The sequence below is a fragment of the Frankia sp. AgB1.9 genome, assembly GCF_016786355.1.
In the GTDB taxonomy this organism is placed as follows: domain Bacteria; phylum Actinomycetota; class Actinomycetes; order Frankiales; family Frankiaceae; genus Pseudofrankia.
The window spans coordinates 84,620-107,060 of sequence record NZ_JADWYX010000006.1 but is presented as its reverse complement, the minus strand read 5'-3'; the positions used below and the strand labels follow the sequence as shown (position 1 = coordinate 107,060).

At 70.1% G+C, this 22,441-nt stretch carries 10 protein-coding genes and 1 riboswitch; of the genes, 8 read left to right on the top strand and 2 right to left on the bottom strand.

Going from position 1 to position 22,441, the window contains the following annotated elements; all coding sequences use genetic code 11:
* Window positions 1-31 precede the first annotated feature (31 nt).
* The 7 genes from I6A60_RS03770 to I6A60_RS03740 all read left to right on the top strand — a co-directional run bounded on the left by I6A60_RS03770 (window position 32) and on the right by I6A60_RS03740 (window position 16,036).
* Window positions 32-2,863, top strand: a complete 2,832-nt coding sequence (locus tag I6A60_RS03770) for a vWA domain-containing protein (protein ID WP_203022847.1) — start codon at window positions 32-34, stop codon at window positions 2,861-2,863.
* A gap of 141 nt (window positions 2,864-3,004) precedes the next feature.
* The gene (locus I6A60_RS03765) at window positions 3,005-6,172 is read left to right on the top strand and encodes a tubulin-like doman-containing protein (protein WP_203022848.1); all 3,168 of its coding nucleotides are present in this window, start codon (window positions 3,005-3,007) and stop codon (window positions 6,170-6,172) included.
* Complete coding sequence (locus I6A60_RS03760; RefSeq protein WP_203022849.1) at window positions 6,169-9,498, top strand: hypothetical protein; 3,330 nt, start codon at window positions 6,169-6,171, stop codon at window positions 9,496-9,498. Before I6A60_RS03765 ends, I6A60_RS03760 begins: the two co-directional genes overlap by 4 nt.
* Window positions 9,495-10,625 (top strand): hypothetical protein, encoded by a 1,131-nt coding sequence (locus tag I6A60_RS03755; protein ID WP_203022850.1) that lies wholly within the window; start codon window positions 9,495-9,497, stop codon window positions 10,623-10,625. The genes I6A60_RS03760 and I6A60_RS03755 overlap by 4 nt, the downstream gene beginning before the upstream one ends.
* A complete protein-coding gene (locus I6A60_RS03750) occupies window positions 10,622-11,689 on the top strand; it encodes a hypothetical protein (RefSeq protein ID WP_203022851.1) in 1,068 nt (355 codons plus the stop codon). Before I6A60_RS03755 ends, I6A60_RS03750 begins: the two co-directional genes overlap by 4 nt.
* A gap of 1 nt (window position 11,690) precedes the next feature.
* Window positions 11,691-14,291, top strand: coding sequence for a hypothetical protein (locus tag I6A60_RS03745; RefSeq protein WP_203055556.1), 2,601 nt, complete (start codon window positions 11,691-11,693; stop codon window positions 14,289-14,291).
* Window positions 14,292-14,314: 23 nt separating this feature from the next.
* Window positions 14,315-16,036, top strand: coding sequence for a serine/threonine-protein kinase (locus I6A60_RS03740; RefSeq protein WP_307873512.1), 1,722 nt, complete (start codon window positions 14,315-14,317; stop codon window positions 16,034-16,036).
* A gap of 305 nt (window positions 16,037-16,341) precedes the next feature.
* Here I6A60_RS03740 and groL read toward each other — a convergent pair whose 3' ends face one another.
* Both groL and thrC read right to left on the bottom strand, forming a co-directional pair.
* On the bottom strand, window positions 16,342-17,961 hold the full coding sequence (gene groL / locus I6A60_RS03735) for a chaperonin GroEL (RefSeq protein WP_203022854.1): 1,620 nt from the start codon (window positions 17,959-17,961) through the stop codon (window positions 16,342-16,344).
* Between the two features lie 1,614 nt (window positions 17,962-19,575).
* On the bottom strand, window positions 19,576-20,859 hold the full coding sequence (gene thrC / locus I6A60_RS03730; protein ID WP_203022855.1) for a threonine synthase: 1,284 nt from the start codon (window positions 20,857-20,859) through the stop codon (window positions 19,576-19,578).
* Window positions 20,860-21,124: 265 nt separating this feature from the next.
* Window positions 21,125-21,186: riboswitch (SAM riboswitch) on the bottom strand.
* Window positions 21,187-21,447: 261 nt separating this feature from the next.
* Here thrC and I6A60_RS03725 point away from each other — a divergent pair.
* Window positions 21,448-22,269 (top strand): HAD-IIB family hydrolase, encoded by an 822-nt coding sequence (locus I6A60_RS03725; protein WP_203022856.1) that lies wholly within the window; start codon window positions 21,448-21,450, stop codon window positions 22,267-22,269.
* The last annotated feature ends 172 nt before the right edge of the window (window positions 22,270-22,441 follow it).

Sequence of the window (22,441 nt, the reverse complement as noted above, 5' to 3'; positions counted from 1 at the left end):
TGCGCTGACCTGCGTTTTCGCTGTTCTGGCGTTGGTACTCATCGGCAGCGCCGCATCGCAGGCGCAGGCGCAGCCGACCGCACCGGCGGCCTCGCCGAGCCCGGCGGGGCAGCTGGCCAACGGATCGCTCGACGTCAAGCCGCTGCGGGCCGTGATCCTGGTGGACGAGTCCGGCAGTCTTACCCAGCAGGACGTGGTCAAGGAGCAGCAGGCCGCAGAGCTGCTCGCGGTCGGCGAGCTCTCGACCGAGTCCCAGGTCGCCGTAGTGGGTTTCGGCAGCTCTGACCAGCCAGGACAGAGCCCGACCGACCCGGTTTGCCCACTGACGGAGCGCAGCTCGGCGGCCAACCAGCAGTTCCTGCTCGACTGCATCACCAAGCTGCACCGGCGCTCCGACACCGAGGGCAACAACACCGACCACGTCGCCGCGATCAACGAGGCCCTCGATATTCTCAGACAGCCGGACAGCCGGCAGCGGCCTCCTGTCATCATTTTGCTGACGGACGGCGTGCTCGACGTGGGCAATAGTCCTCAATATGGACCGGATCTGAGCCAACGTACCGCCAACGCCCGGGCACAGCTGACCGACTCGACTTTTCCTCAGGCGAAGGCGCAGCAGGTTCCGATCTGGCCGCTTGGTTTCGGCAGCGCGCAGCAGGCCGACCTGGATACCTTCGCGGCCGGCGGCGCGCAGGTCGCCTGCAGCGACCAGCCCGCGTCCCGGCCGACGGCCCGCATCGTCACCAGCACCTCTGACATCATCCAGTCGCTGGTGCAGATCTTCGCGCTCGCTCGGTGCGCCCAGGTCACCCCGTTTGGTTCGGCCCAGCTCAACAGCGGGTCCACAGTCGACATCCCGGTGACGATCCCCGACATCAGCACAGACGGCTCGATCGTCGTTCTCAAAGGCAACCCGAAGGTGCAGGTCAGCTACCTTGACCCCGACGGCACGGTGGTGCCCCGTCAGGGCCCGCTCGGCGACTCGACCTTTGAGGCCAGCGCCGGGAACGGCGGTGCCGAGTCGCTGCACATCCTCAACCCGAAGCCCGGGCGGTGGACGGTGCGGCTGACGGCCGGGTCTGACGTCCCATCGGCGCAGGTAGCCGCCGCGGTGGTCTGGCAAGGCGTCGTACAGTCGCTGATCGTCGTTGACCCACCCACGCCGAGCGCCGGCAAGTCGGTCGCCGTGCGGGTCCGGGTGCGCAACCGCGAGGGCCCGATCACCGACACGGAGGCGCTGCGCCAACTCACCTTCCGTGCCGCCCTGGCGGGCCCGGACGTCCCGCGGGTGGACATCCCGCTCGCCGACGACGGGAAGGGTGCCGATCTCAAGGCCGGGGACGGCGAGTACTCCGGCTCGGTCACCATCCCGAGCGACGCCAGTGGAACGCTGGTCTTCACTGGCAACGTGGACGGACCGGGCATCGCGCCGGTCTCCTTGCAGTACAGCACCCAGGTCGCGGCCGGCCCGCCGCCGCTCACGGCGAATATCAGCCTGCCGACCGGCAGGTTCCGTCCCGGCGCGATCGTGACTGGCTCCGTCCAGCTGGTTAACAATGACGGCCTGCCGCACAACGCCCGCCTCGTCCTGGACGAGCTTGACTCGCGGACCCAGGCGACGGTAGGCGACCCAGCCCTCATCCGAACGGTCTCCTCCGGCCGAGCGTCCTACCCAGCACGCATTCACCTATCGCCGCGGACTGGCATCGGCACCACCTCGGGCCGGCTGCGGCTGGTCGACGCGGACAATCCCGGCGTCACCTACGCCCAGAGCTTCCTGACGATCCGAGTTGGCTATCCGAAACCGTGGGCCGAACGGTACTGGTGGGCATGGCTGGTCACTGGTGCCCTGTTGATCTTGCTTCTCGTCATCCTGATAGTCAGGTGGAACGCCCGGCGCAAGGCCCGGGATCTGGGCGGCGTCGTGATTAGCATGCGCCGCGCCAAGACCGGCCTCTCGCGCCGCACAGGAAAGCCCAACCAGTTCGTCAAGGCGTCGGGCTCCGGCGCTGACACCCTGTCCTTCACGATCACGCAGGCCAAGAACAATCCGTCCCTGAACGGCATCGTCAGTCCGGGCGCGAAAGCGTACGTCGCGCGCCGCTCACCCTCTGGCGGCCTCGAGCTGACGACACCGCAGGGCCGTACCCTCCGGCTGCCTCAGGACAAATGGGTCCCCATTGAGGAGGGCCTGGAGTTGCAGTACACCGAGTCCCGGCCGTCCGGCGCCGCCGTGCGCCGCAGGGCCAAGGGCGGCGGCACGAACGATGGCGAGAGGTCGGGCGGCTCCGGCCAGGCCGGCCGGTGGGAGGACCGGCGGCGCAGCGGTTGGCGCGCCGGTACCGACCGGGCCTCGACCGGTACTGAGCGGTCCTCGACTGGCGGCGACCGGGCACGTCAGGAACGCCGAGCCGCCGCCGCCCAGCGTGCCGCCGCGGCGAGGCCCGGCACCGACGCGACCGCCAAGACGCTCGACATCCACGAGACGACGACGCGCACGCCGGACGGCGCAAGGGCCCAGCGCCGTGACGGCCGGCGCGGCGAGGCCCGACCGTCCTGGCTCGATGCTCCGGGTCGGGCCGGGTCCACATCAGACGCCGAACCCGAGCCGTCGGCAACGGCCAGTGGGGCGGCCGCGGACCGCTCGGCGGTGGCGCCGCCCCGCGACGGCGAGCCCGGCGGGTATGGCCGCCCCGGCCGCGGGGAGACGGCAGGCACCGCGCGGTCCCGGCCAGCCGGCAGGCCGGGACGCGGCGAGCCTGACGACAACTACGGGCCGGCCAGCCGGGAAGACGACGGCACCGTGCCCAGACGCTACGGCGGCGATCCGCCTGGATACGGCGACGTCGACCCGGACATCTGACGTGCGTGCCCTCGCGGGCAGCCGTCGACGACCAGCGGTGTCCAGTCGGCGGACCCGACTCGGTGCCCTGGCACAAGCCAAGTCTGACGTGGCACGGCGGGGCGGCCGGCCATCATTCTTTGAGGAAGCGAGCGACCGTTGATGGACATCTACCAGCCGATGATGTTCGTCGGGCTGGGTGGCACCGGCTGCATGGTGGGCACCGAACTGGAGCGGCGGCTGCGCGAGGAGTTCTGCGGGCCGGACGGCCGCGCGCTGATCTCGCGCTTGTCTGGCCGTGGCTATCTTCCGTACCAGCTGCCGGCGTGCACTCAGTTCGTCTACGCGGACCTGAACGCAAGCGAGCTGAGCCGGCTGCGGACGGCCGTCGTGCCGTCGAAGGAACATGAGATCGCAGTCAGCCGAACCCAGCGGTTGACCCGCGACCTGGTGCCGCGCTTCAACACCTACCAGCGGGTCGCGCAGAGCCTGCGCACCAACGCGACCGACCAGGTCCGCGACTGGCTGCCCCCCCCGTCGGGTGAGCCGCACATCGCGCCGCTGGTGCGGGGCGCGGGCCAGCTGCCGACAGTCGGGCGCGCGGCACTGTTCGAGACCTTCCGGCATGGCCTGGCGCCGGCCGAGGAACCGCTGACCGACGCGATCCGCGCCATCAGCAACTCCGGTGACGAGCTGTCCGAGCTCGGCGGGCGGCTCAGCAACGACTGCGACGTCTTCGTCGCGTTCTCGGTCGCCGGCGGCACCGGCGCCGGCATCTTCTACGACTATCTCTGCCTCGTAGGGGACGCGCTGTACCGGCAAGGGTATCGAGCTCACATCTACCCGCTGGTCGTCATGCCGTCCGCCTTCCAGGAGGACAAGGGCGGCGGCCGGCGGGCGAAGCTCAACGCGGCGCCCGCGCTGCTGGACCTGTTCCGCCTGATCGACGCCCAGAACGGGGCGTCCGAGGACCCCGAGCTCGGCCTCGGGCCGCGCGGCGACGGGATCCGCTACCCGGGGCGCGGGCAGGCCCTCATCCTCGACCCGCTGACGATCCAGACCGCGTTCCTGTTCAGTGGCAGCGCGGCGATTGACCGGGACGACCTGCACCGCTCGGTCTCGTCGTTCGTCCTGTCGCTGGTCAGCACCGGCACCGACACCGGCGGCGAGGTCGGCGAGCGGCTGAACATGTCCTTCGCCGAGGACTTCATCAACCATGGCGTGGTCCGGGGCACCCGGGCCGAGTCCGGGATCGGCCTGCGCGGCGTGTCGACCAGCTTGGTCGCGGCCATGTCGGTGCCGGTCGATGACCTCGCGGACATCATTGCCCATCGCCTGCTGGGCCGCGCCTTCCGGGAGCTCAACCAGCCGACCCGGGACAACGCCGAAGGCAACGAGCATCTGATCGATGCATTCCTCGGCGCGGCGAACCTGGAGGAGCTGCGGACGAGCCGGCCGCTGCCGTTCGACGAGGCCGAGCCAGCCCGCGGTGCGGACGCCATCTCGCACGAGCTGAGCGCCCGCAGTCAGACCCTGGAGAACAAGGTCATGGCCCTGGAGGAGCGGCTGCGCCGCCAGATGCCGGTCCTGGTCGGCCGGTTCGACCCTTGGCGCGCCGTGCAGAGCCTGCTCGGCGAGATCGATATCTTCCGCCTCTACCGGGTGCTCGCCGGCAGCCGCTACATCGATGACGAGATCGACCGGGGCGGGGTTGTCGCAGACCTGGAGTCGCGGCAGCAGGAGCCGATCCGGCCCGCCGGGATCACCGTCGGGCCGCCGGCGCTGGCCCACCTGCGGGACCGTCGCTTCGGCATGGGCAAGATGCGCTGGGCCGACGGTCCGGTGCAGAACCTCATTGCCGACCAGGATGCCTGGTACGAGTGGCGCACCCGGTCGGCCTGGCAGGCGGCCTGGGCGGAGTCGGCCAGCCAGTGGCGGCAGGCCCTCGAGGCGACCGTCGGCCAGGTCGCCACGGTGGTCAACGCGTTCGACGAGCACGCGCGTGACGAGCAGGATGCGTTCGAGGCGCGCCGGGCCGAGCTGTACCGGCCCCGTGCCGGAGTCACCTACCTCCTGCCGAGCCAACGGGACCTCGATGCGTTCTACCAGGCGACGCTTGACCGGCTGGTCCGGCAGCTGGCGAGCAACGCGCGTGCGACCGAGGGAGACGTGGTCCTGTGGCTGATTGGCCCGGACGGCTGGCGCCGGGTCTGGGAGGCGGCTCAGCGGGACGGTATGAAGGCTGCGGTCTCCGTGGCCCGGGAACGCCTCAAGGAGGCGGTGAAGGGCCTGTTCACCGACACCAGCGCCCGCGGCGCGAACCCGCTGCTGCCGTCCATGGCGAGCCTGCTCGCGAACGCGGCGGGGCGCGGCCCCGGCAACGCGCAGCTGCCCGAGGTCCGGCAGTTCGAGGCTAAGATTCACGGGCTCATTCCGCAGGGCTTCACCCCGCAGGGCTCGGGGAACCTGCGGGTACTCATCTCCTACCCCGCGAAGGCGAAGGACCCGACGATCGAACGGTTCCTGCGCGACCGGATGCGGCTGCCCGCGGAGACGAACATGTCGGCCGACTTTCGGGCGGTCGCCGCGGAGGCGATTACCGTCACCCAGCTGCGCACCTCGATGAGCATCAACGAGGTGCCCGAAGTCCGGGAGGTGCTCCGGCACTGGTCCGACGCGGTCGGGAACGAGCAGCGGGAGGACTTCCTGCGGTGGCGGCAGCGGTTGGGCTACGACTTCACCTGGCTCGCGACGACGGAAGCCGACCGAGTCCGCATCCTGCACCACTTCCTCTGCGCCGCCTGGAACGGGCAGATCACGACCAGTGGCGGCGCCAAGTCGCCCAGCCGGCTGGTCGTGACCCTCGGCCCCGACCGGCACATGAGCTCGATGACGCTGCCGCTCCAGCCGCTGCAGGCGATGTCCTCGTGGGCCAGCCTCCCGCGGGCCTACGAGCAGTGGGTCTTCGAGGACGACGACGACAACCGCCGGGACTTCTGCGGCCACCTGATGCGCATGGTGCCGACCGACATCCTGGGGACGCCGCGCCGCCCCGCCGCGCTGTTCGAAGAGCTCTTCCGCCTCGCGGGCACCGAGAAGGCGCTGATCGGCAAGCTCGAGGGCCCGAACGGGAGGGCGCAGTGGGCAGGCGAGTCCGACCAGTTCTGGACTCGGACGATGCCGGCAGCGCTCGACATGCGGTTCGAGACGGCGCGGCGGCCGGCTCGCGACTCATTGCGCCAGCTCTACCAGATGTTCAACCCTCATGAGAGGGCGTCGACGGACCTTGCCGGCGGGGAAGGATACGACCCACAGGACCTGGGCGCGTGAGCGAGCGGCGGGCCTTCCCCACGGTGCTCGAGATCGACCTGCGCGAGCACTACGAGCGGGTCATGGGCTCGGACTTCGACGCGCTGCGCCGAGAGCTGTTGCGTGGCCTTGACGTCTCGCGGGGCGAGGTCAGCCGGGTTCTCGTCATCGACCGCGGCGAGGACCTGATCACGCACGCCGAGGGCCTGGCGAAAATTATCAACGCCGACGCGAACCCGACCGTGGTCTGCCTCGTACTGGCCGAGGCGGAGCCAGCTCCGGATTCGCCGGGCCACGTCGACTACACCGCTCCGCCGGCTGGCCCCGGCGCCGACCACGCGACGAGGTCCGGGCGGGACGACGCCGGCTGGCGCGAGGCAGGCAAAGATGGCACCGGCTGGCGCGCGACCGGTTCCAGGACCGGGGCGACCCGCAGCGGCCAAGGGTGGGGCACGGCGGCGCCTGGACGTTCGGCATCGCCTGACGAGCGCGCGAACGCCGATTCCCCGCGCGGGCCAGATGGCTCCTGGGGAAGCCGGCCGGCCCGGGGCCCGGGAGAGGTCCGGCCTCCCGGCCGGCTGGGCATGCCGGCCGCCGGCCGTGACGCTGCCGCCGAGCCGCCCGATTACGATCTTGGGCTGGATGACGAGGGTGACGACGCGTCGGCGGGACGCGTCGTCACGCTCGACAAAGGGCCACGCGACAAGGGGCCATGGTCCAGCTATGGTCCAGCAGCCGCCTACGGCTCGGGCCCGGCTCGCGGCGGCCACAGCCTTCGCCCCGCTGACGTCCCCGGCTTCGACCGCCGTGGCGGCGAGAGCACCGGCGAAGACGCGGGCCTCGGCGATGTGGACAGCTCCGACCTGGACGACGCCGATGGGCTCGCGGGCTACGTCGCCAGTGACGGCGACGCCGGCGATACCGGCGGCGCCGGTGCGGGCTCCGGCAGGGAAGGCCGGGGCGGAGCCGCCTTCCGCGCGAGAATCGCCGGCTCGGCGGTGGGGTTGGAGCGGGAGCCCGATGCGGCAGCGACTCCGTACCAGGGCACCCGGCCCGGCCGAGACGGCTACGTCCCGCCCACCGCCCGCGCCGACGACCCCGACGACCCCGCCAATGCGCCGCGACCGCCGCGGCGGGTCCGGCAGCTGCCGGACGGGGTCGTGCTCGTGAAGCCCTACGAGCTGCGGGCACCGGTCGTGACGCTGTGGGTTAGCAGCCTGATCGGCGTTCCCTGGATGATGGGCGACCGTCGCCCGGGCGAGGTCGTCGCGCTCGACCCGGACGACGAGTCACTGGTCGAGCGCGGCCTGCTCAGCGCGCTGCTGGACGCCTTGCGCCAGCCGGAGGTCTTCGACCAGGTCGCGCGCCGCGTCGCGGGGATGGGAGAGGCCACGGCCGCTCCCGGCCTGCGGGTCGTGACCGGCCGGATCGCCGACGCCCTGTACGTCGAGGCGCTGCGCACGGCTGCCGGGCTGTTGACCAGTGCCGAGCGCGACGAGTCCCGGGGCCGCCCCCAGGCCAGGCCATCGATCGTCGATTCCAATGGTCTGGCCAGCGCGGCCGGTGATCCGACGGTGGAGGCCAGCCAGGCGGCGGCCCTCGTGACCAGCCCATACGGGCCGGCTGACCTGCTGCGCGAGCCGTTGCCGATGCTGCTCGGCATCCCGGCCGCGCGGCCGGCCGACGTCGGCGTGCCGGCGGCCGACGGGTCCATCGGCGTCGCGCTGCGGGAGGTCCGGGCGGCGATCGACGAGGCGGCCTCGACCGTCTCCGGGATGCTCGCGCCGCGCACGCTGCTGCGCTCGCGACGCCTCGGCCGGGTCGTCGGCGACCGGGCCCATGAGGCGGCCGTGACGTTGGCCGAGCTACGCGGCAGCCTCACCGAGGAGTTCGAGGCCGTTGACGGCAGCCACGGCCTCGACGTCGAGGAGAAGCGCCGGCTCGCCGAGCTGGGCATTTCGCCGGCGCCTCCGACGGGCCTGGACTCACCGAAGGTGTCGGCCGCGCTGCGGACGATGGTCGAGACCGGCCTGCGCCGCGGCTTCCCGCTGGGGCAGATCGCCGGCTGGGTCGAGGCGGTGGCGGAGGGGCTGCTGCCGCGCGGCAGCGCGGCCCGAGTCGAGGACCTGCGCGCCGCCTGCTCGGACGACGCGCTGGACCGCCTCGACGTCAGTGCCGACGTGCACCTGCCGCTGTATGGGCTGAGCGCGGTGGCGCCTGGCCTTCTCGGCGCCGCGTTCGTAGGCCAGTGGCGGCCGCTGCCCGGGCTGCTCGGGGCGGTCGTCGAGATCGGTGTCGCGCTGGCCGCCGTTGTGGCGGTGACCATTGGCGGGATCGTCCTCGGTCTCGCCCGTCGGGTCGACCGGGACGGCAGCGGCATGCCCGACCTGCTGGTTCTGATCTTCGCGGCCCTGCTCGGCGCTGCCGGTGGGTGGGAGGCTGCTCATACGTTCGACTGGCTGTCGGGCGGGTACAGCCTGGCCGCGCTGGTGATCGGCGTCGTCATCGTGCTGCTGTGGCCGTTCGTGGCCTGGCGGCGCGCGATCCGCCGCTGGGTGCCGGACTTCGACGAGGCCTACGCGATGTTGGCCGTCGTTGGCGAGCTGGTGCAGGAGGTCGCCTTCACCGAGTGGATCCTCGCCGACCGGCGGCTGGCCGCCTACGGCATCGCCGACACCACGGTCACGGTGTTGCGGGAGATCGCCACCACCCTGTACGACGCGGCGCAGGCGCTCGTCGCTGAGGAGTCCCCCGAGGCGCCCCCGGTCCCGGGGATCGAGGGCGAGGTCGCCGAGCGGCTGCGCGACGCGGCCGGCGAGGTCGTCGGCGTCATCCACACCGACCTGGTCGAGCTGGCTGTGAGCGTGCTCGACCCCTGTTGGAAGGAGCTCGGCCGGGACTTCCTGGACGCGCCGACCCGGTCGGCCGGGCGGCGCACTGAGCGGACCTTCGACAGCTACTACTTCCACCTGCGCCGGCTCGGTGTGCACCAGACGCCGGCCTTCGGCCGGGACACCGCCGACCGGGCCGCCCTGCTCGAGTCGGTCTGGCTGGAGTCCCGCCAGTTCGTGGATGTCATGAGCGCCGGGGTCGACGATGGGAACATCTTGCAGCTGAACACGATCAGAGATCTCCGCTTCGTGGACGCCGATCCGGAGCGCGGTGAACTCATCCGCTTCGCCCCGCGTGCGGCCCGTCCCGCGTTACAGCGGCTTGGCTCGCGGACTGGCCCTCGGAAGGGACCTGCCGACCTGGCCTGGACCGACGGCGGTCAGGTCGCCGGGGTGCTGCGGCTGGTCCGGATGACCAGCGGAACGGTGCGCTCGTCGGTGGGCAGGACGTCGTGACCGGGCTCGACGACCCCGGCTACGGCCCACCGGATCCGGGCTACGGGCAGACCAGCTCGGGCTACGACGTCCCCACGGACGGTGGCCGGCCCGGCCGCGACTCCTCCCGAGGGACCGGCGCGCACCCTTCCTACACCGCCGGCCTGCGTGACCCCAACCGCAATGCTCCGTCGTCGTTCGCGGCATCGGGACCGCCCGTCAAGATCAGTTACCGGACGCCGTCCGGTGGACGCGAAACCCTCAGCGCGCGCGTCGAGCGTGCGGTACCGGCCTCGGCGGGTGCGGCGGACGTCGCGCGGGTCCTCGCGCCGCTCGACCCGTTGGATCGGTTCGACCCGAATCACGACCGGTTGATCCAGAAGATGGTGCCGGCGCCCGCGGCGACGCTCGACGCCTGCGCTCCGCTGTTCAACGAGCTGCAGATCGGGCTGCACCTGGCGCGCGTCCTTCGGGGCGCCTACCCTCCGCAGCTGAGCGAGCTGGTGGGATACGACGTCGAAAGCGAGGCGCCCTTCCTCCTGGTGCGCCAGCTGCGGGGAAGCAACGTTGTCAAGCCGGCCAGCCAGCAGCTGCTCGAGGAGATCCGGCCGTTTCAGCAGAACCTGCTCCGCTGTCTCAGCGTGCTAGAGGCGGCCGACGTGGTGCACCGGGCCATCGCCCCGCGCCGGGTGCTGTGGAACGGCTCGACCGTTCAGCTGGTCAACTTCAGGTTCGGCCGCCTCACCGGGGAGCCGGCGCTGGCCGCGCCCGACTCGGAATGGGCCGCACCGGAGGCGCGGGCTCCGCGATACATCGCCGACCCGGCCGAGGACCTGTGGAGCGCCGGCCGGGTGCTGGTGCACGTCTTCGACCCGCAGCGCCTGGCCGGGCGGCCGGGCGCGCCGGACCCGCGGCTGCTGCGGGCTGGGCTCGCCGACACACTCGACGGCGTTTTCCGCGACCGCCCGAAGGATCGTCCGGAGATCAGACGGATCATGCAGGACCTGACTATCGACTATGACTTCTTCGACCGTCGCGACCTGCCCCGGCCTTCCCTGGCCGACGACCGTCTTGACGAGGGCGCGGTGCGTTTCAGAGCGATCCGGGCCGCCAAACGCCGCCCGACGTCGACGGGAGGCCTGCCGTGACGACGGTGATGTGTCCGAAATGTCTATCCATGGTCGACCTGGAAAACGAGACCGATCAGTACTACATCGACGAGAACGGGGACTACCAACTCATCGCGGACCAACCCGGCGTACCGAAGCTCCGCCAGGACTTCGACGCCCGCTTCTCCTGGAAGAAGTGCCCCGGTGCTAGCTGGCCGCATTACTGGCCGAGCGAGTATTCGACGTACGGCCCGCCGCTGGTCATCGGATTTGTCGGAGGCACGCAGAAAGGTAAGACCCACCTGCTCTCGGCCATGATTGGCGCGCTCGACAGCAAGCAGCTACAGCCACTCGGCATCGAAATCAAATGGCTGGAGCCACAACGCCACCGCCGGCTCATGGAGGCATCGGTGAAACCGCTGCTCCGGGACGGCAAGCGTCTGGTTGGCACAGTGACGCGAGATGGCCAGCCGGTCGACCACGTCGATGTCTTTCAGGTGCGACGGGGAAACAGCAGGCGGACGGTTGTCTTTTATGACGTGAACGGAAACAGCCTGCGTGACGAGAACATGAAGGCGGTCGACTTCATGTTCGCGGTCGATGCGCTCCTGTTCGTCGTCGATATTGGCCGCTCGAGTGATGCGCCGCCCGGCGATGACGACACGTTCCAGGTCAGTTTGGCCAGGCTGGACGTACGCAGTGGCAGCAAGCTGAGTCCAGGGCCCGAGCTGCCGGCGGCCGTCGTGCTAGCGAAGGCGGACGAGCGTCGGTTCGACGAGCCGGTGATGCGCTGGATGCGCCGCGAGGACCTGGCCGCGTTCCGGCCCTTTGACAGTGTCGACACGGACGCGATCGAGGCGGAGTCGACGGATGCTTACTCCTACCTGTATGCGCATGGCTTCTTGGGCTCGCTCGACCCTGTAGACTACTTCGACCGGATCACGCTGCACTTCGCGTCGGCCGCCGGCTCCGCGCTGGTGGAACCGGCCGACGCGGCGTTCCGCCGGGGCGTTCGGCCAGTCCGGGTCCTCGACCCGTTGCTGGCCGTATTCGCGATGGCGGGAATGCTGGGGGACAACAGCCAGGCCAAGGTGGGCAGCTGACATGGTTATTTCTGATCCCGAGTTGCACCAGGTGATCTATCGCTGGCTCCCGACCGGCGGCGAGACGAACCTGAAGTACGGGTATGACTTCGGGCCGGTCGCGACCTCCCTGCCGGTGACCAACCCGGACCTCGGCATCTCGTCCGGGCTGAACGCCTGGGTCAGGCGGGCCGGTGCCTGGGCTGACCCCAAGTCGTCCGGGCGGCACCTGAGCCTCTGCTACCTGCGCCCGGTGGACGCGCCCGGCATGGCGGCTGTGGCCGCGCGTTGGATGCGCAACGACAACCATCAGTCCGCAATCGGTCACCTGCTGATCGGCCCGGTCGATGTCCTAACGCTCGACCGGGCGCTGTCGCTGGTGAACTGGCGCTGGTGGATTGACGGTTCGTTCAGCGATCCGCGGGTCGCGAAGGGCTGGGACCGGGAGACAGTGCCACTCAGCCGGCTCGCCGGCGTCAGCTTGCCCCCGTCGACGGCGGAGCAGTTCCGTTGGTCAACCGCCGAGTGGACCGTGGCGTTGGAGCGCCTGCTCGGGTGGCTGCTGCTGCGGGGGCCGGACCCGGCCCGGCGGGTCGCGATCGTCCCCGACGTCTACGCGCTCCAGAGCTACGCGCTGATGCGGGACCTGCACGCGATTGCTGGCGACATCACCGCCGCCGGCGATATCCACGATGCCAGTGCCGCGCCGGATTCCGGCGGCGCTGGGGCGCCCGGCGCATCGGATGCGGACCCGGCCAGCGGGGAACGGGCCCGGGACGTGTACGGAGACTGGAGCTTCGCGGCGGACCTGACCGGCTCCGCGCCGTTCGACACCGCGCCGCGTTTCGTCTTCAGCACCGACTACTTCGCCGTCGTCGACAGCCCCTCAACCGGCGCGGTCACCCGGCTGGACGCCGCCTGGTTCGACACGCAGAGCGAGGACCTCAAGGTTCTGGCGCGACGGCTCGTCGAGCTTTACCAGGGGTCCAAGCCCGAGGCGGCCAAACAGGAGCTCGCCAACCTGGTCAAGCAGGTCGGTGCCGCGTTGCCTGACGACGACGATGTCCTGCCGCCGGCGATGACTCCGAAGGAGCTGCCGACGCCGGCCGGCCCAAAGGGGTCGCCGAAGATCCCAATCAGCTCCCTGGTGGAGTACATCGCTGCGGTGAATCCGTCGGTGACCGGCCTCGTCCGCAACGCGGCGAACACGGACGATCTTGATGATCTGATCTGGGCCGCGAGCCGAGCAATGCTGAACCTCGCCGCGCCAGCCAGTCACGATGACGGTTCGGCGGGAAGTACGCCCTCGCCCACGCTCCTTCTGAGCGCGTTGGAGACCGCCCTCCCGCCGTGGCCGGTAGAGCTGCGGGCGCCGGATGAGCGGGGCGAGCTGGACAACGTCAGGGTGAGATTCGAGCGGGCCTTTCGGGAGTGCCCGCGGACTGCGTCGATGCGCGCCGCAGTCTGGCGGGAGTTCTGCCTGGAGCTGTCGAGCCGCAACAACAGGGCCTACAAGACCGCCGTCGAGCTGCAGAAGGCCGTCGACCTGCGCGCCACGGAGCTGGCCGCGCCGAACGACGTGTCACCGGCAGCGGTCGCGGCGCTGGACGACCTGAAACAGCAGACTGCGGCGACCCACGAACTGCTGCAGAACGTGCACCAGCAGCTGGCGGACGGCGAGAACGCCACGCAGGTCCTTGCCGGCGAGGTCAGCACGTTTCGCCTCCAGATCGTCGCGAAGATTGACCAGACCCAGGATGAGGCTCGGAACCTCATCAGGGACGTCGAGGGCGAGTTCAAGTCCACTTACGGCGATCTGGCGGAGAAGATAACGACCGTAAGACCAGAGGTTCAGACCAGTGTGGCGCGACCCGGAGAAAATGAGCGGAAACAGCTCCGGGACGGACTCAGGTACGGCGTCGCGCCCGCCTTTCAGGCCTCCTGTGACGCCCATCTCCGCGAGTTGGTGGAGAGAAGGCTGCATGACCGTGTGTCGCCTTGGGACGCGTATATTGCCGTTATCGACACGGTGCGGCGCAGTCTGTTCCTAACCCGCGCGGATGTCGGTGATCTTCTCGCGGTCACGAACACGCAGCTTTTCGGCGGTGCGCTGCCCGAGCTTCCCCGGGCGACCGGGATGGAGGACCACACGGCGGTGCTGGACCAGGCGGTGCGCTCCGCCCTGACCGAGCTGGCCCGAAATCGAGTGACCGAGGCCGTCAGCACTTTCGTCCTGGAAAAACTGATTAACGAGTTTCAAGCACGCATGAGAGGTCTGCTGGGTGACATCCTGAATGGGACGCGGCTCATCCTGCTCGGCCAGCATCCTACCGGGCGAGCACGGACGGGCGCGGACTCCTCTCTGGTCGCCTTCATGGTCACCAGTCAGCTGTTGAACGCGCTGTACCAGGTACTCGAAAGCGAGAGCATGGTTTCCCCAGCTATCGAGAGGGATATCGCGGTCGCCGAGCGCCGCCTGCGACAGATTTTTACGGCTCCCGGTGGCCAGAGAGCACTCGAATGGGCAAGCGAGACTCTCGGCGGGCTACCCAACGTGGCCGTTTTCCTAATATCGATCGGCGTGGTCGTCGGTTTCGTCATCGGAGTCGTGGCCTTTACCTGATCCGGAGCTACGGGGGCTGACGGATGGTACAGGACCGCCGGGCGGCGATGCCGCCGCGGATTGGTCCGTTCCGCGTGGTCGATCTGATCGGTCAAGGCGGAATGGGGGTCGTCTACCTCGGCCGGCGTGGGCGCAGCTTCGCGGCGGTCAAGGTGATCAACGAGGAGTACGCCCGGGACCGGCGGTTCCAGGAGCGGTTCCGGGCTGAGATCGACCTGGCTGGGCGGATCAGTAGCCGCTATGTGGCGTCGCTGGTCGCCACGCCGACCCGGCATGAGGAGCTCTATCTCGCCACCGAGTATGTGGTGGGCGAGAACCTCCGCGACTACGTACGACGCACGAGCCGCCTGTCCCGGCCGGCCGTGCTGGTCCTGGCAGCGCTACTGGCCCAGGCCTTGGACGCCATCCACGAAGTGGGCGTCTGTCACCGGGACGTCAAGCCGTCCAACGTGATGCTGACCCGTGGCGGCGTGAAGCTCGTCGACTTCGGCATCGGCTACGCTCCGGACCTCGGCCCGGCAGCGCGCGGCGACGGTTGGATGGGCGCTCCTGCGTACATGAGCCCGGAGGCGCTGCGCGGCGGCCGGCCGACCGAGGCGATGGACGTGTATGCCTGGGCCTGCACGGTCGTCTACGCGGCGGTGGGAAAGGCGCCGTTCGACGCGGACTGGCATCGCTCGAAGGACGCCTCGCCGCGGCTGACCGGAGTTCCCGCGGCTATCCGGCCGCTCGTCGAGCACGCGTTGCATCGAGACGCGGACCGCCGCCCGCTGGCCCGTGACCTCGTGCGCACCCTGGTCGGCCTCCAGGATTTCCAAGGCCTGGTGGCTGGCGGCCCGGCCGATGCGCTCGCGCCCCTGGCCACCGAGCATTGGCCCCTTCCTGAGCTTCGTCAGGTGGAACCACCGGCTCGCTCCTGGCGCTGGCGGATGTCCTGGCCGCGCCTGACCCGGGATGGGGTGCGGGGCCTGCTCGCCCTTCTCGGCATCTCGGTCGTCGCCTTGGCCAGCGTGCTGATGATCCCCGTGTGGTCGCACCGGTCGGGGACGTCCCAGATCCCGACCTCCGACGGCTCGGCCGCCCCCGGGCTCGCGGGCCCAGGCGGTCCTACCACTCCCGGCGGCGGCAAAATCCCTGACGGGCCGCCGGAATCATCGAATCCCGACGCCTCCAGCCCCACCGTCGCGCAGACGTGGTCCGCCTACCTGACGGGCGGTGGCCTGACCGCGCTAGAGGCGGAGTCGCCGGCCCCCGGTCTGACGGCGACCGCGCCGGGCCATGGGCTGCACGGCGCGTGCACCCCGCCGGCCTGGACGACGGGGCGAGCTGACGCGATCCGGTGCCTCGATCAGAGCGCACAGGTGCACGACCCCTGCTGGGTGCCGGCCGTCCCGACCGCCGAACCCATTGACTCTGTGCTGTGCGGATATCCGGGCGAGCGAGAGCTGACTCGGATCGATCTGGTGACACCGTTGCGGCGGACGGACACGCCGCCTGCACCGCCGGACCACGGCCCGACCGCGCGGGACCCGGCGCCGGCCTCGATCCAGCTCGCGACCGGCGATCTGTGCCTCGCCGACTCGCGGTCTCCGGACGACGGTTCGGCGCAGGTGCCGACCTACACCTGCCCGCACGGCGAGGCTTTCGGGTTCCCGGACCGTTCCGGACCGGTCTGGACCATCCAGTTCCGTTCGACCGCTGCTGGCGCGACTGCGCCGGTGGCCCTCACACGCTGCTACTTCTAACGATGGGGCCTAGCTAGCCTTTCGAGCGGCGGCCTTCGGGCTTCCCCGGCCCGCCCCGGGCTACGGGCGCTGGGTGCCGGGCAGCACGAAGGGGCGGCCCCGATTCGGGACCGCCCCTCCTGACGTGCAACGAACTCCTACGCCTAGCCCACTCCGACGTCTACCGCTGTTGGGCAGCTACCCCTTCGTCGCGCGAAGCGAGACATTCGGATTCGGGGGTCTCCGGGGGGCGCCCCCCGGAGCAGATATCGTCTGACAGGCCGTGGCGAAAGTGGCCGAAGGCCACTGAGCAGGGTGAGCCCCTGTCAGAAGTCCATGTCCCCGCCGCCCGGCATGGCCGGGGCCGGGTTCTTCTCGGGCTTGTCGGCGATGACGGCCTCGGTGGTGAGGAAGAGGCCGGCGATCGACGCGGCGTTCTGCAGCGCCGAGCGGGTGACCTTCGCCGGGTCGATGATGCCGGTGGCCAGCATGTCGACGTACTCACCGGTGGCCGCGTTCAGGCCGTGACCGATCGGCAGGTTGCGCACCTTGTCGACCACGACACCGCCCTCGAGACCGCTGTTGAACGCGATCTGCTTGATCGGCGCCTCGAGCGCGAGCCGGACGATGTTCGCCCCGGTGGCCTCGTCGCCGGTCAGGTCGAGCTTGTCGAACGCGCTGACCGAGGCCTGAAGCAGGGCCACGCCACCGCCGGCGACGATGCCCTCTTCGACGGCCGCCTTCGCGTTGGAGACGGCGTCCTCGATGCGGTGCTTCTTCTCCTTGAGCTCGACCTCGGTCGCCGCGCCCACCTTGACGACGGCGACGCCGCCGGCGAGCTTGGCGAGGCGCTCCTGGAGCTTCTCGCGGTCGTAGTCCGAGTCGGACTTGTCGATCTCGTTGCGGATCTGCGAGACGCGGCCGGCGATCTGGTCCGGGTCGCCAGAGCCCTCGACGATCGTCGTCTCGTCCTTGGTGACGACGACCTTGCGGGCCTTGCCGAGCAGGTCGATCGAGGTCGACTCCAGCTTGAGGCCGACGTCCTCGGAGATGACCTGGCCGCCGGTCAGGATCGCGATGTCGCCCAGCATGGCCTTGCGACGGTCACCGAAGCCCGGGGCCTTGACGGCGACGGACTTGAAGGTGCCACGGATCTTGTTGACGACGAGGGTGGCGAGGGCCTCGCCCTCCACGTCCTCGGAGATGATGACCAGCGGCTTGCTGGCCTGCATGACCTTCTCCAGCAGCGGGAGCAGGTCCTTGACCGCCGCGATCTTGGAGTTGACGATCAGGATGTACGGGTCGTCGAGGACGGCCTCCTGACGGTCGGCGTCCGTGACGAAGTACGGCGAGATGTAGCCCTTGTCGAAGCGCATGCCCTCGGTGAGCTCAAGCTCCAGGCCGAAGGTGTTGCTCTCCTCGACGGTGACGACGCCTTCCTTGCCGACCTTGTCGAGCGCCTCGGCGATCAGCGCGCCGATGGCCGGGTCGCCCGCGGAGATCGACGCCGTGGAGGCGATCTGCTCCTTGGTCTCGATCTCCTTCGCCTGCTTCGAGAGCTCCTCGGAGACGCTCTCGACGGCGATCTCGATGCCCTTCTTCAGGCCGAGCGGGTTCGCGCCGGCGGCGACGTTGCGCAGCCCCTCGCGGACCAGAGCCTGAGCCAGGATCGTCGCGGTGGTGGTGCCGTCACCCGCGACGTCGTTGGTCTTCTTGGCGACTTCCTTGACGAGCTCGGCACCGATCTTCTCGAACGGGTCCTCGAGCTCGATCTCCTTGGCGATGGAGACACCGTCGTTGGTGATCGTGGGTACGCCCCACTTCTTCTCCAGAACGACGTTGCGGCCCTTCGGACCAAGCGTGACCTTGACGGCGTCGGCCAGCTGGTTCATGCCGCGCTCCAGGCCGCGCCGCGCCTCCTCATCGAAGGCAATGATCTTCGGCATGGTGTCGGAGTCCTCCCACAGGGATATGGCAGTGTGATGGCCTGGCCACAACGACGCCCGCGACGGACGATCACGCCACGACCCGCGCACGAGCACCCGCGCAAGCGGGCGCACAGACCTCCCAGGCATCCCTGGGGAACCCCCGGCGCTCGCGCAAGCGAGCGCACCGTGGGTTCCAGGGGGTCGCCCCCCTGGGTCGGCATGACGCGGGAACCCTGCGAAATTGCCCCTGGGGGCAACGAGCAAGGCGTCCCTGATCGTGACCTCGTCGTTTCAGCCTGCTGGCACTCAGCTTACCTGAGTGCCAGTCCCCTGTTTAGCACTCGGCATGGGTGAGTGCAAGCTCGCTCCCCGTGCAGGCGAGCCCCGGGACCGTCCCGCCCGCTGGCCCCGGCCGCTGGTTGCCAGGCGTTTGCCGTCCCGCAACCTGGGCCGTCGACCAGTTGGCCAGGATCTCCGGACGCCGCGATCGCCGCCCTCGCCCGGCGCGCCGGGGGCACCTCGGTTGATTGGGGATGTCGACCCGCCTACCGCAGTCAAAGCCTCGTAGGGGTAGGCGTCGAGGGGCCCATGATCGCGAGTTTGGCCCTCTGGTGGTTGTGATCAGGCCTGGGTAGCGACCACTGGAGGGCGAAATCAGCGATCACGTCGACTGGCGTGTTCGCCGTGCCGGCCGCGGATCGCAGCTTCTGCGCTGAGACGGTCGCGAGGCCGCCGCGCCGGCATCATCGCGGTGGCGCCGGCGATGCCGACGCGGGGAACGAGAGTCTGCCGAAGACCGGCGAGTCAGTGGCAGGTGGGCCGATAGGGGATGCCCGGCGCATACCGCGACCATGCCGCCTGATCGAGCCCGCCACCGGCGCGTGCGCAGGCAGCCTTCACCGGGTCGCTCGCGGGTGCGATCTCGTGGACAGGTCCCAAAGGCGGATCTTCCTGTCGTCGCCCGCGGTGGCCAGGGCAGCGCCGTCCGCGGTGAAGACCGCCGTCTCAACGGACCTTCGTAGCCCGTGAGGGGCTCGCCGAGCTTCTTCGGACTCAGCCCGGGTGAGCCCGTCGCCCAGGTCACCGGACTCGTCGGCCAGATTCCCTTGTACGCGCTCAGTTTCCCCCGGCCGCGCTTATGTGGAGCACCGGCCCGGCTGGATCGTCGCCCAGCTGGCTGCCCTGTTGGCGACTCCTCCCGCGAGCTTCTCAGCCGGTACGTCTTGACCACGGGACACCGCCCGGTCTCCCGGCTTGACCAGACCCCGCTGGCTCACCGGCGCGGTCCCGGCCGATTCGAGGCGCCGACTTGCCTGCGCAGACGCTGATCATCCGGCCGGCTGGGCAGGCTGCGACGCCTTGATCGAGAACTGCGCAGGAATAAAGAGAGGACAAATTGGGGCATGCGGCGCCGTTTTGGCTGCGCAACGAGTGATCAAGGCGTCCCGATGGGGAGCCAGGCCGCCTTGATCACTCGTTGCGCAGGGGAACCTGGGGACAGGCGAGGGCTGGTCAGCATCCGATCGATATTGGAGCAGGCCCCTTGGCCGATCCTTGATCGTTGTCTCGGCCGGCGGACGGTCGCGATTGGGCGTTCCCACGACCGCCGCGAGGCCGTACAGCGATCTGGTCTCAGTCGTCCCCGAGGCCCGCGGCCTCGAAGGCGGACAACGTGGGGGGGATCGTCGCGGTGGGGCCGGCGATGCCGACCAGGGGGTCGAGGGTCTTCAGGCCGTCGCCTGTGTTGTAGATGACGGTCTCGGCGTCGGGGTCGAGCAGGCCCTCGCGCAGCTGGCGGCGCAGGTTCGCGACGGTCACGCCGCCGGCGGTCTCGCCGAAGATGCCCTCGGTGCGGGCGAGCAGGCGCATGCCCTCGATGATCTCGTCGTCGGTGACGTCGGTGATCGCGCCGCCGGTGCGGCGGGCGACGTCGAGCGCGTACGGGCCGTCGGCCGGGTTGCCGATCGAGAGCGACTTGGCGATCGTCGACGGGCGGACGGGGGAGACCGTGTCGACGCCGCGCTCGAAGGCCGCCGCGACCGGGTTGCAGCCGGCGGCCTGGGCGCCGAAGACCTTGTACGGCGTCGGCTCGACCAGGCCGAGCTTGCCCAGCTCGCGGAACGCCTTGTCGACCTTGGTCAGCAGCGAGCCGGACGCGATCGGGATGACCACCTGCGCGGGCAGGCGCCAGCCGAGCTGCTCGGCGACCTCGTAGCCGAGCGTCTTCGAGCCCTCGGCGTAGAACGGGCGGACGTTGACGTTGACGAACGCCCACTCGTACTCGTCGGCCAGCTGGCTGCACAGCTTGTTGACGTCGTCGTAGTTGCCCTTGATCGCGACCAGGGTGCCACCGTAGACGGCGGTGGAGACGGTCTTGCCGTCCTCCAGGTCGTGCGGGACGAGGACGATCGAGCGCAGGCCCGCGTGGGCGGAGTGCGCGGCGACCGAATGCGCGAGGTTGCCGGTAGAAGCACACGCGACGGTGGTGAAGCCCAGGTCGCGGGCGGCGGACAGCGCGACGGAGACGACCCTGTCCTTGAACGAGTGCGTCGGGTTCGCGCTGTCATCCTTGACCCAGAGGGTCTTCATGCCCAGCTCGGCGGCCAGCCGGGGCGCCGGACGCAGCGGGGTGAAGCCGGCGCCGAGGGATACCCGACGGGCCGGGTCGTGGCCGGCGGGCAGCAGGCCGACGTAGCGCCAGAGGTTCTGCGGACCGGCCTCGATGGACGCGCGGGTCACCCGGCGCAGCCGGTCCTCGTCGTAGGCGATTTCCAGCGGTGCGAAACACTCGAAACACACGTGTTGCGGGCCAAGCGGGTAGATCGCGCCGCAGTGGCGACAGGAAAGCGAGACCGCAGGGTTCGCGTCATCGGTCGTAGAGCCCGACTGGGCGGCGCGCTCGGGCGCAAGAGTCATCGCTGATCTCCTCATCTTTCCCGGGGCCGGCGGTGGCACCTCGGGTCGGAATTGGCACCTGCCGCGGGGAGCCTGCCGTCAACCGCCCCCCAAAGACTGGGCCGCGCCTAGGAGATGATCGTCTGACCAGCTTGGTCGGACGCAACTGACCACATCGGTCAGAACCACCTAGGTCGCGCGAAGCGCGACACCGGGGGTCCGGGGGTCGCCCCCGGGCAGGCATCGCGGCTGTGGCGAAGCTGATTCCCGAAGGGATCAGCGAGCAGGCTCATCCGCTCGGTTGCCGGGGCTTCACTGGGCCGTTCCCTCTGCCCCTCTGGATGAGCCATGTTCAGTTGTGTGTCCGTACTGTAGACCGCCGCCACCCCCCCGCGCATCGTCCTTTTGGGCGCACAGGGTGTGATGCGGCTTGCGTCCCACTGCCCGTCCGGGCGGCGTTCGAGGTGGCTCAGGACCCGATGATGGAGTCCCCCGGGACCCGACTTCGGAAAGACTCGGGGTCGCTGGAACGTTGCAGGGACCAGGCCGGACACCGCGCGGCGGATGAGCTGATCGCGCGGCACCCGGCCGCCAGGAGGAGCCACGCGCGTGAGCATCCGTGCCGTCTACACCGATCTCGACGGAACCATGGTCGGCCCGAAAGGCTCGTTCTTCGTCGCGGAGGACGGCTCTCACACCCTCGAGGCCGCGCAGGCGCTCGTCGACCTGCATGCCGCCGGCCTGACACTCGTGCTGGTCAGCGGCCGGACCAGGCCGCAGCTGGTCGAGGCGGCGGCGATCTTCGGGGCCGACGGCTTCATCGGCGAGCTCGGCGCGATCGTCGGCTGGGACCACGGCCGCAGCAGCGAGATCCTGCGCGGCGCGATGCCGGAGAGCTACGCGCAGGTGCCCGAGGAGCTGCTGCACGAGCTGATCGCCGCCAACCCCGGCCGGCTCGAACTGCACACCCCGTGGCACACCGGCCGCGAGCTCGACGTGATGCTGCGCGGCAAGATCGACGTAGCGACCGCCGACGCCTGGCTGCGCGACGCCGGCTTCGACTGGCTCTCGATGCGCGACAACGGGCTGATCGCTCCCCAGCACATGCCGAACCTGGGCGTGAACCCGCACGTCTACCACCTGGTACCCGAGGGGGTCGGCAAGGGCGAGGCCGTCGCCTGGGACCTCAAGCGGCGCCGCATCGACCCGGCGGACGCGATCGCGATCGGCGACTCGGCGAGCGACCTGACGATGGCCCGCTTCGTCGGCCGGATGCACCTGGTCGCCAACGCCCTGCGGCACCCGGACATCCCCACCCTGCTCACTTCCTACGACAACGTCGTCGTAGAGAAGGAGGCGGTCACCCTCGGCTGGGCCAGTGCCATCCGCGCCGCCGTGGCCGGCCGGGCGCCTGCGGCGGCTACGTCCTGACGGTCCGCCGGGGCCGTGGTCTGGATGTTGCCCGCGGCGGTTGACCGGCCTCGGTCGGTCGGCGACCGGAGTCGGATTTTTGCCCGGGCCGATCGGCGCCGACCTGGTCATGTGACGCGGTCAACAGGTCTACTCTGCCCTGTGTGCCAAACCTGACCCGAGCCGTGCTGGC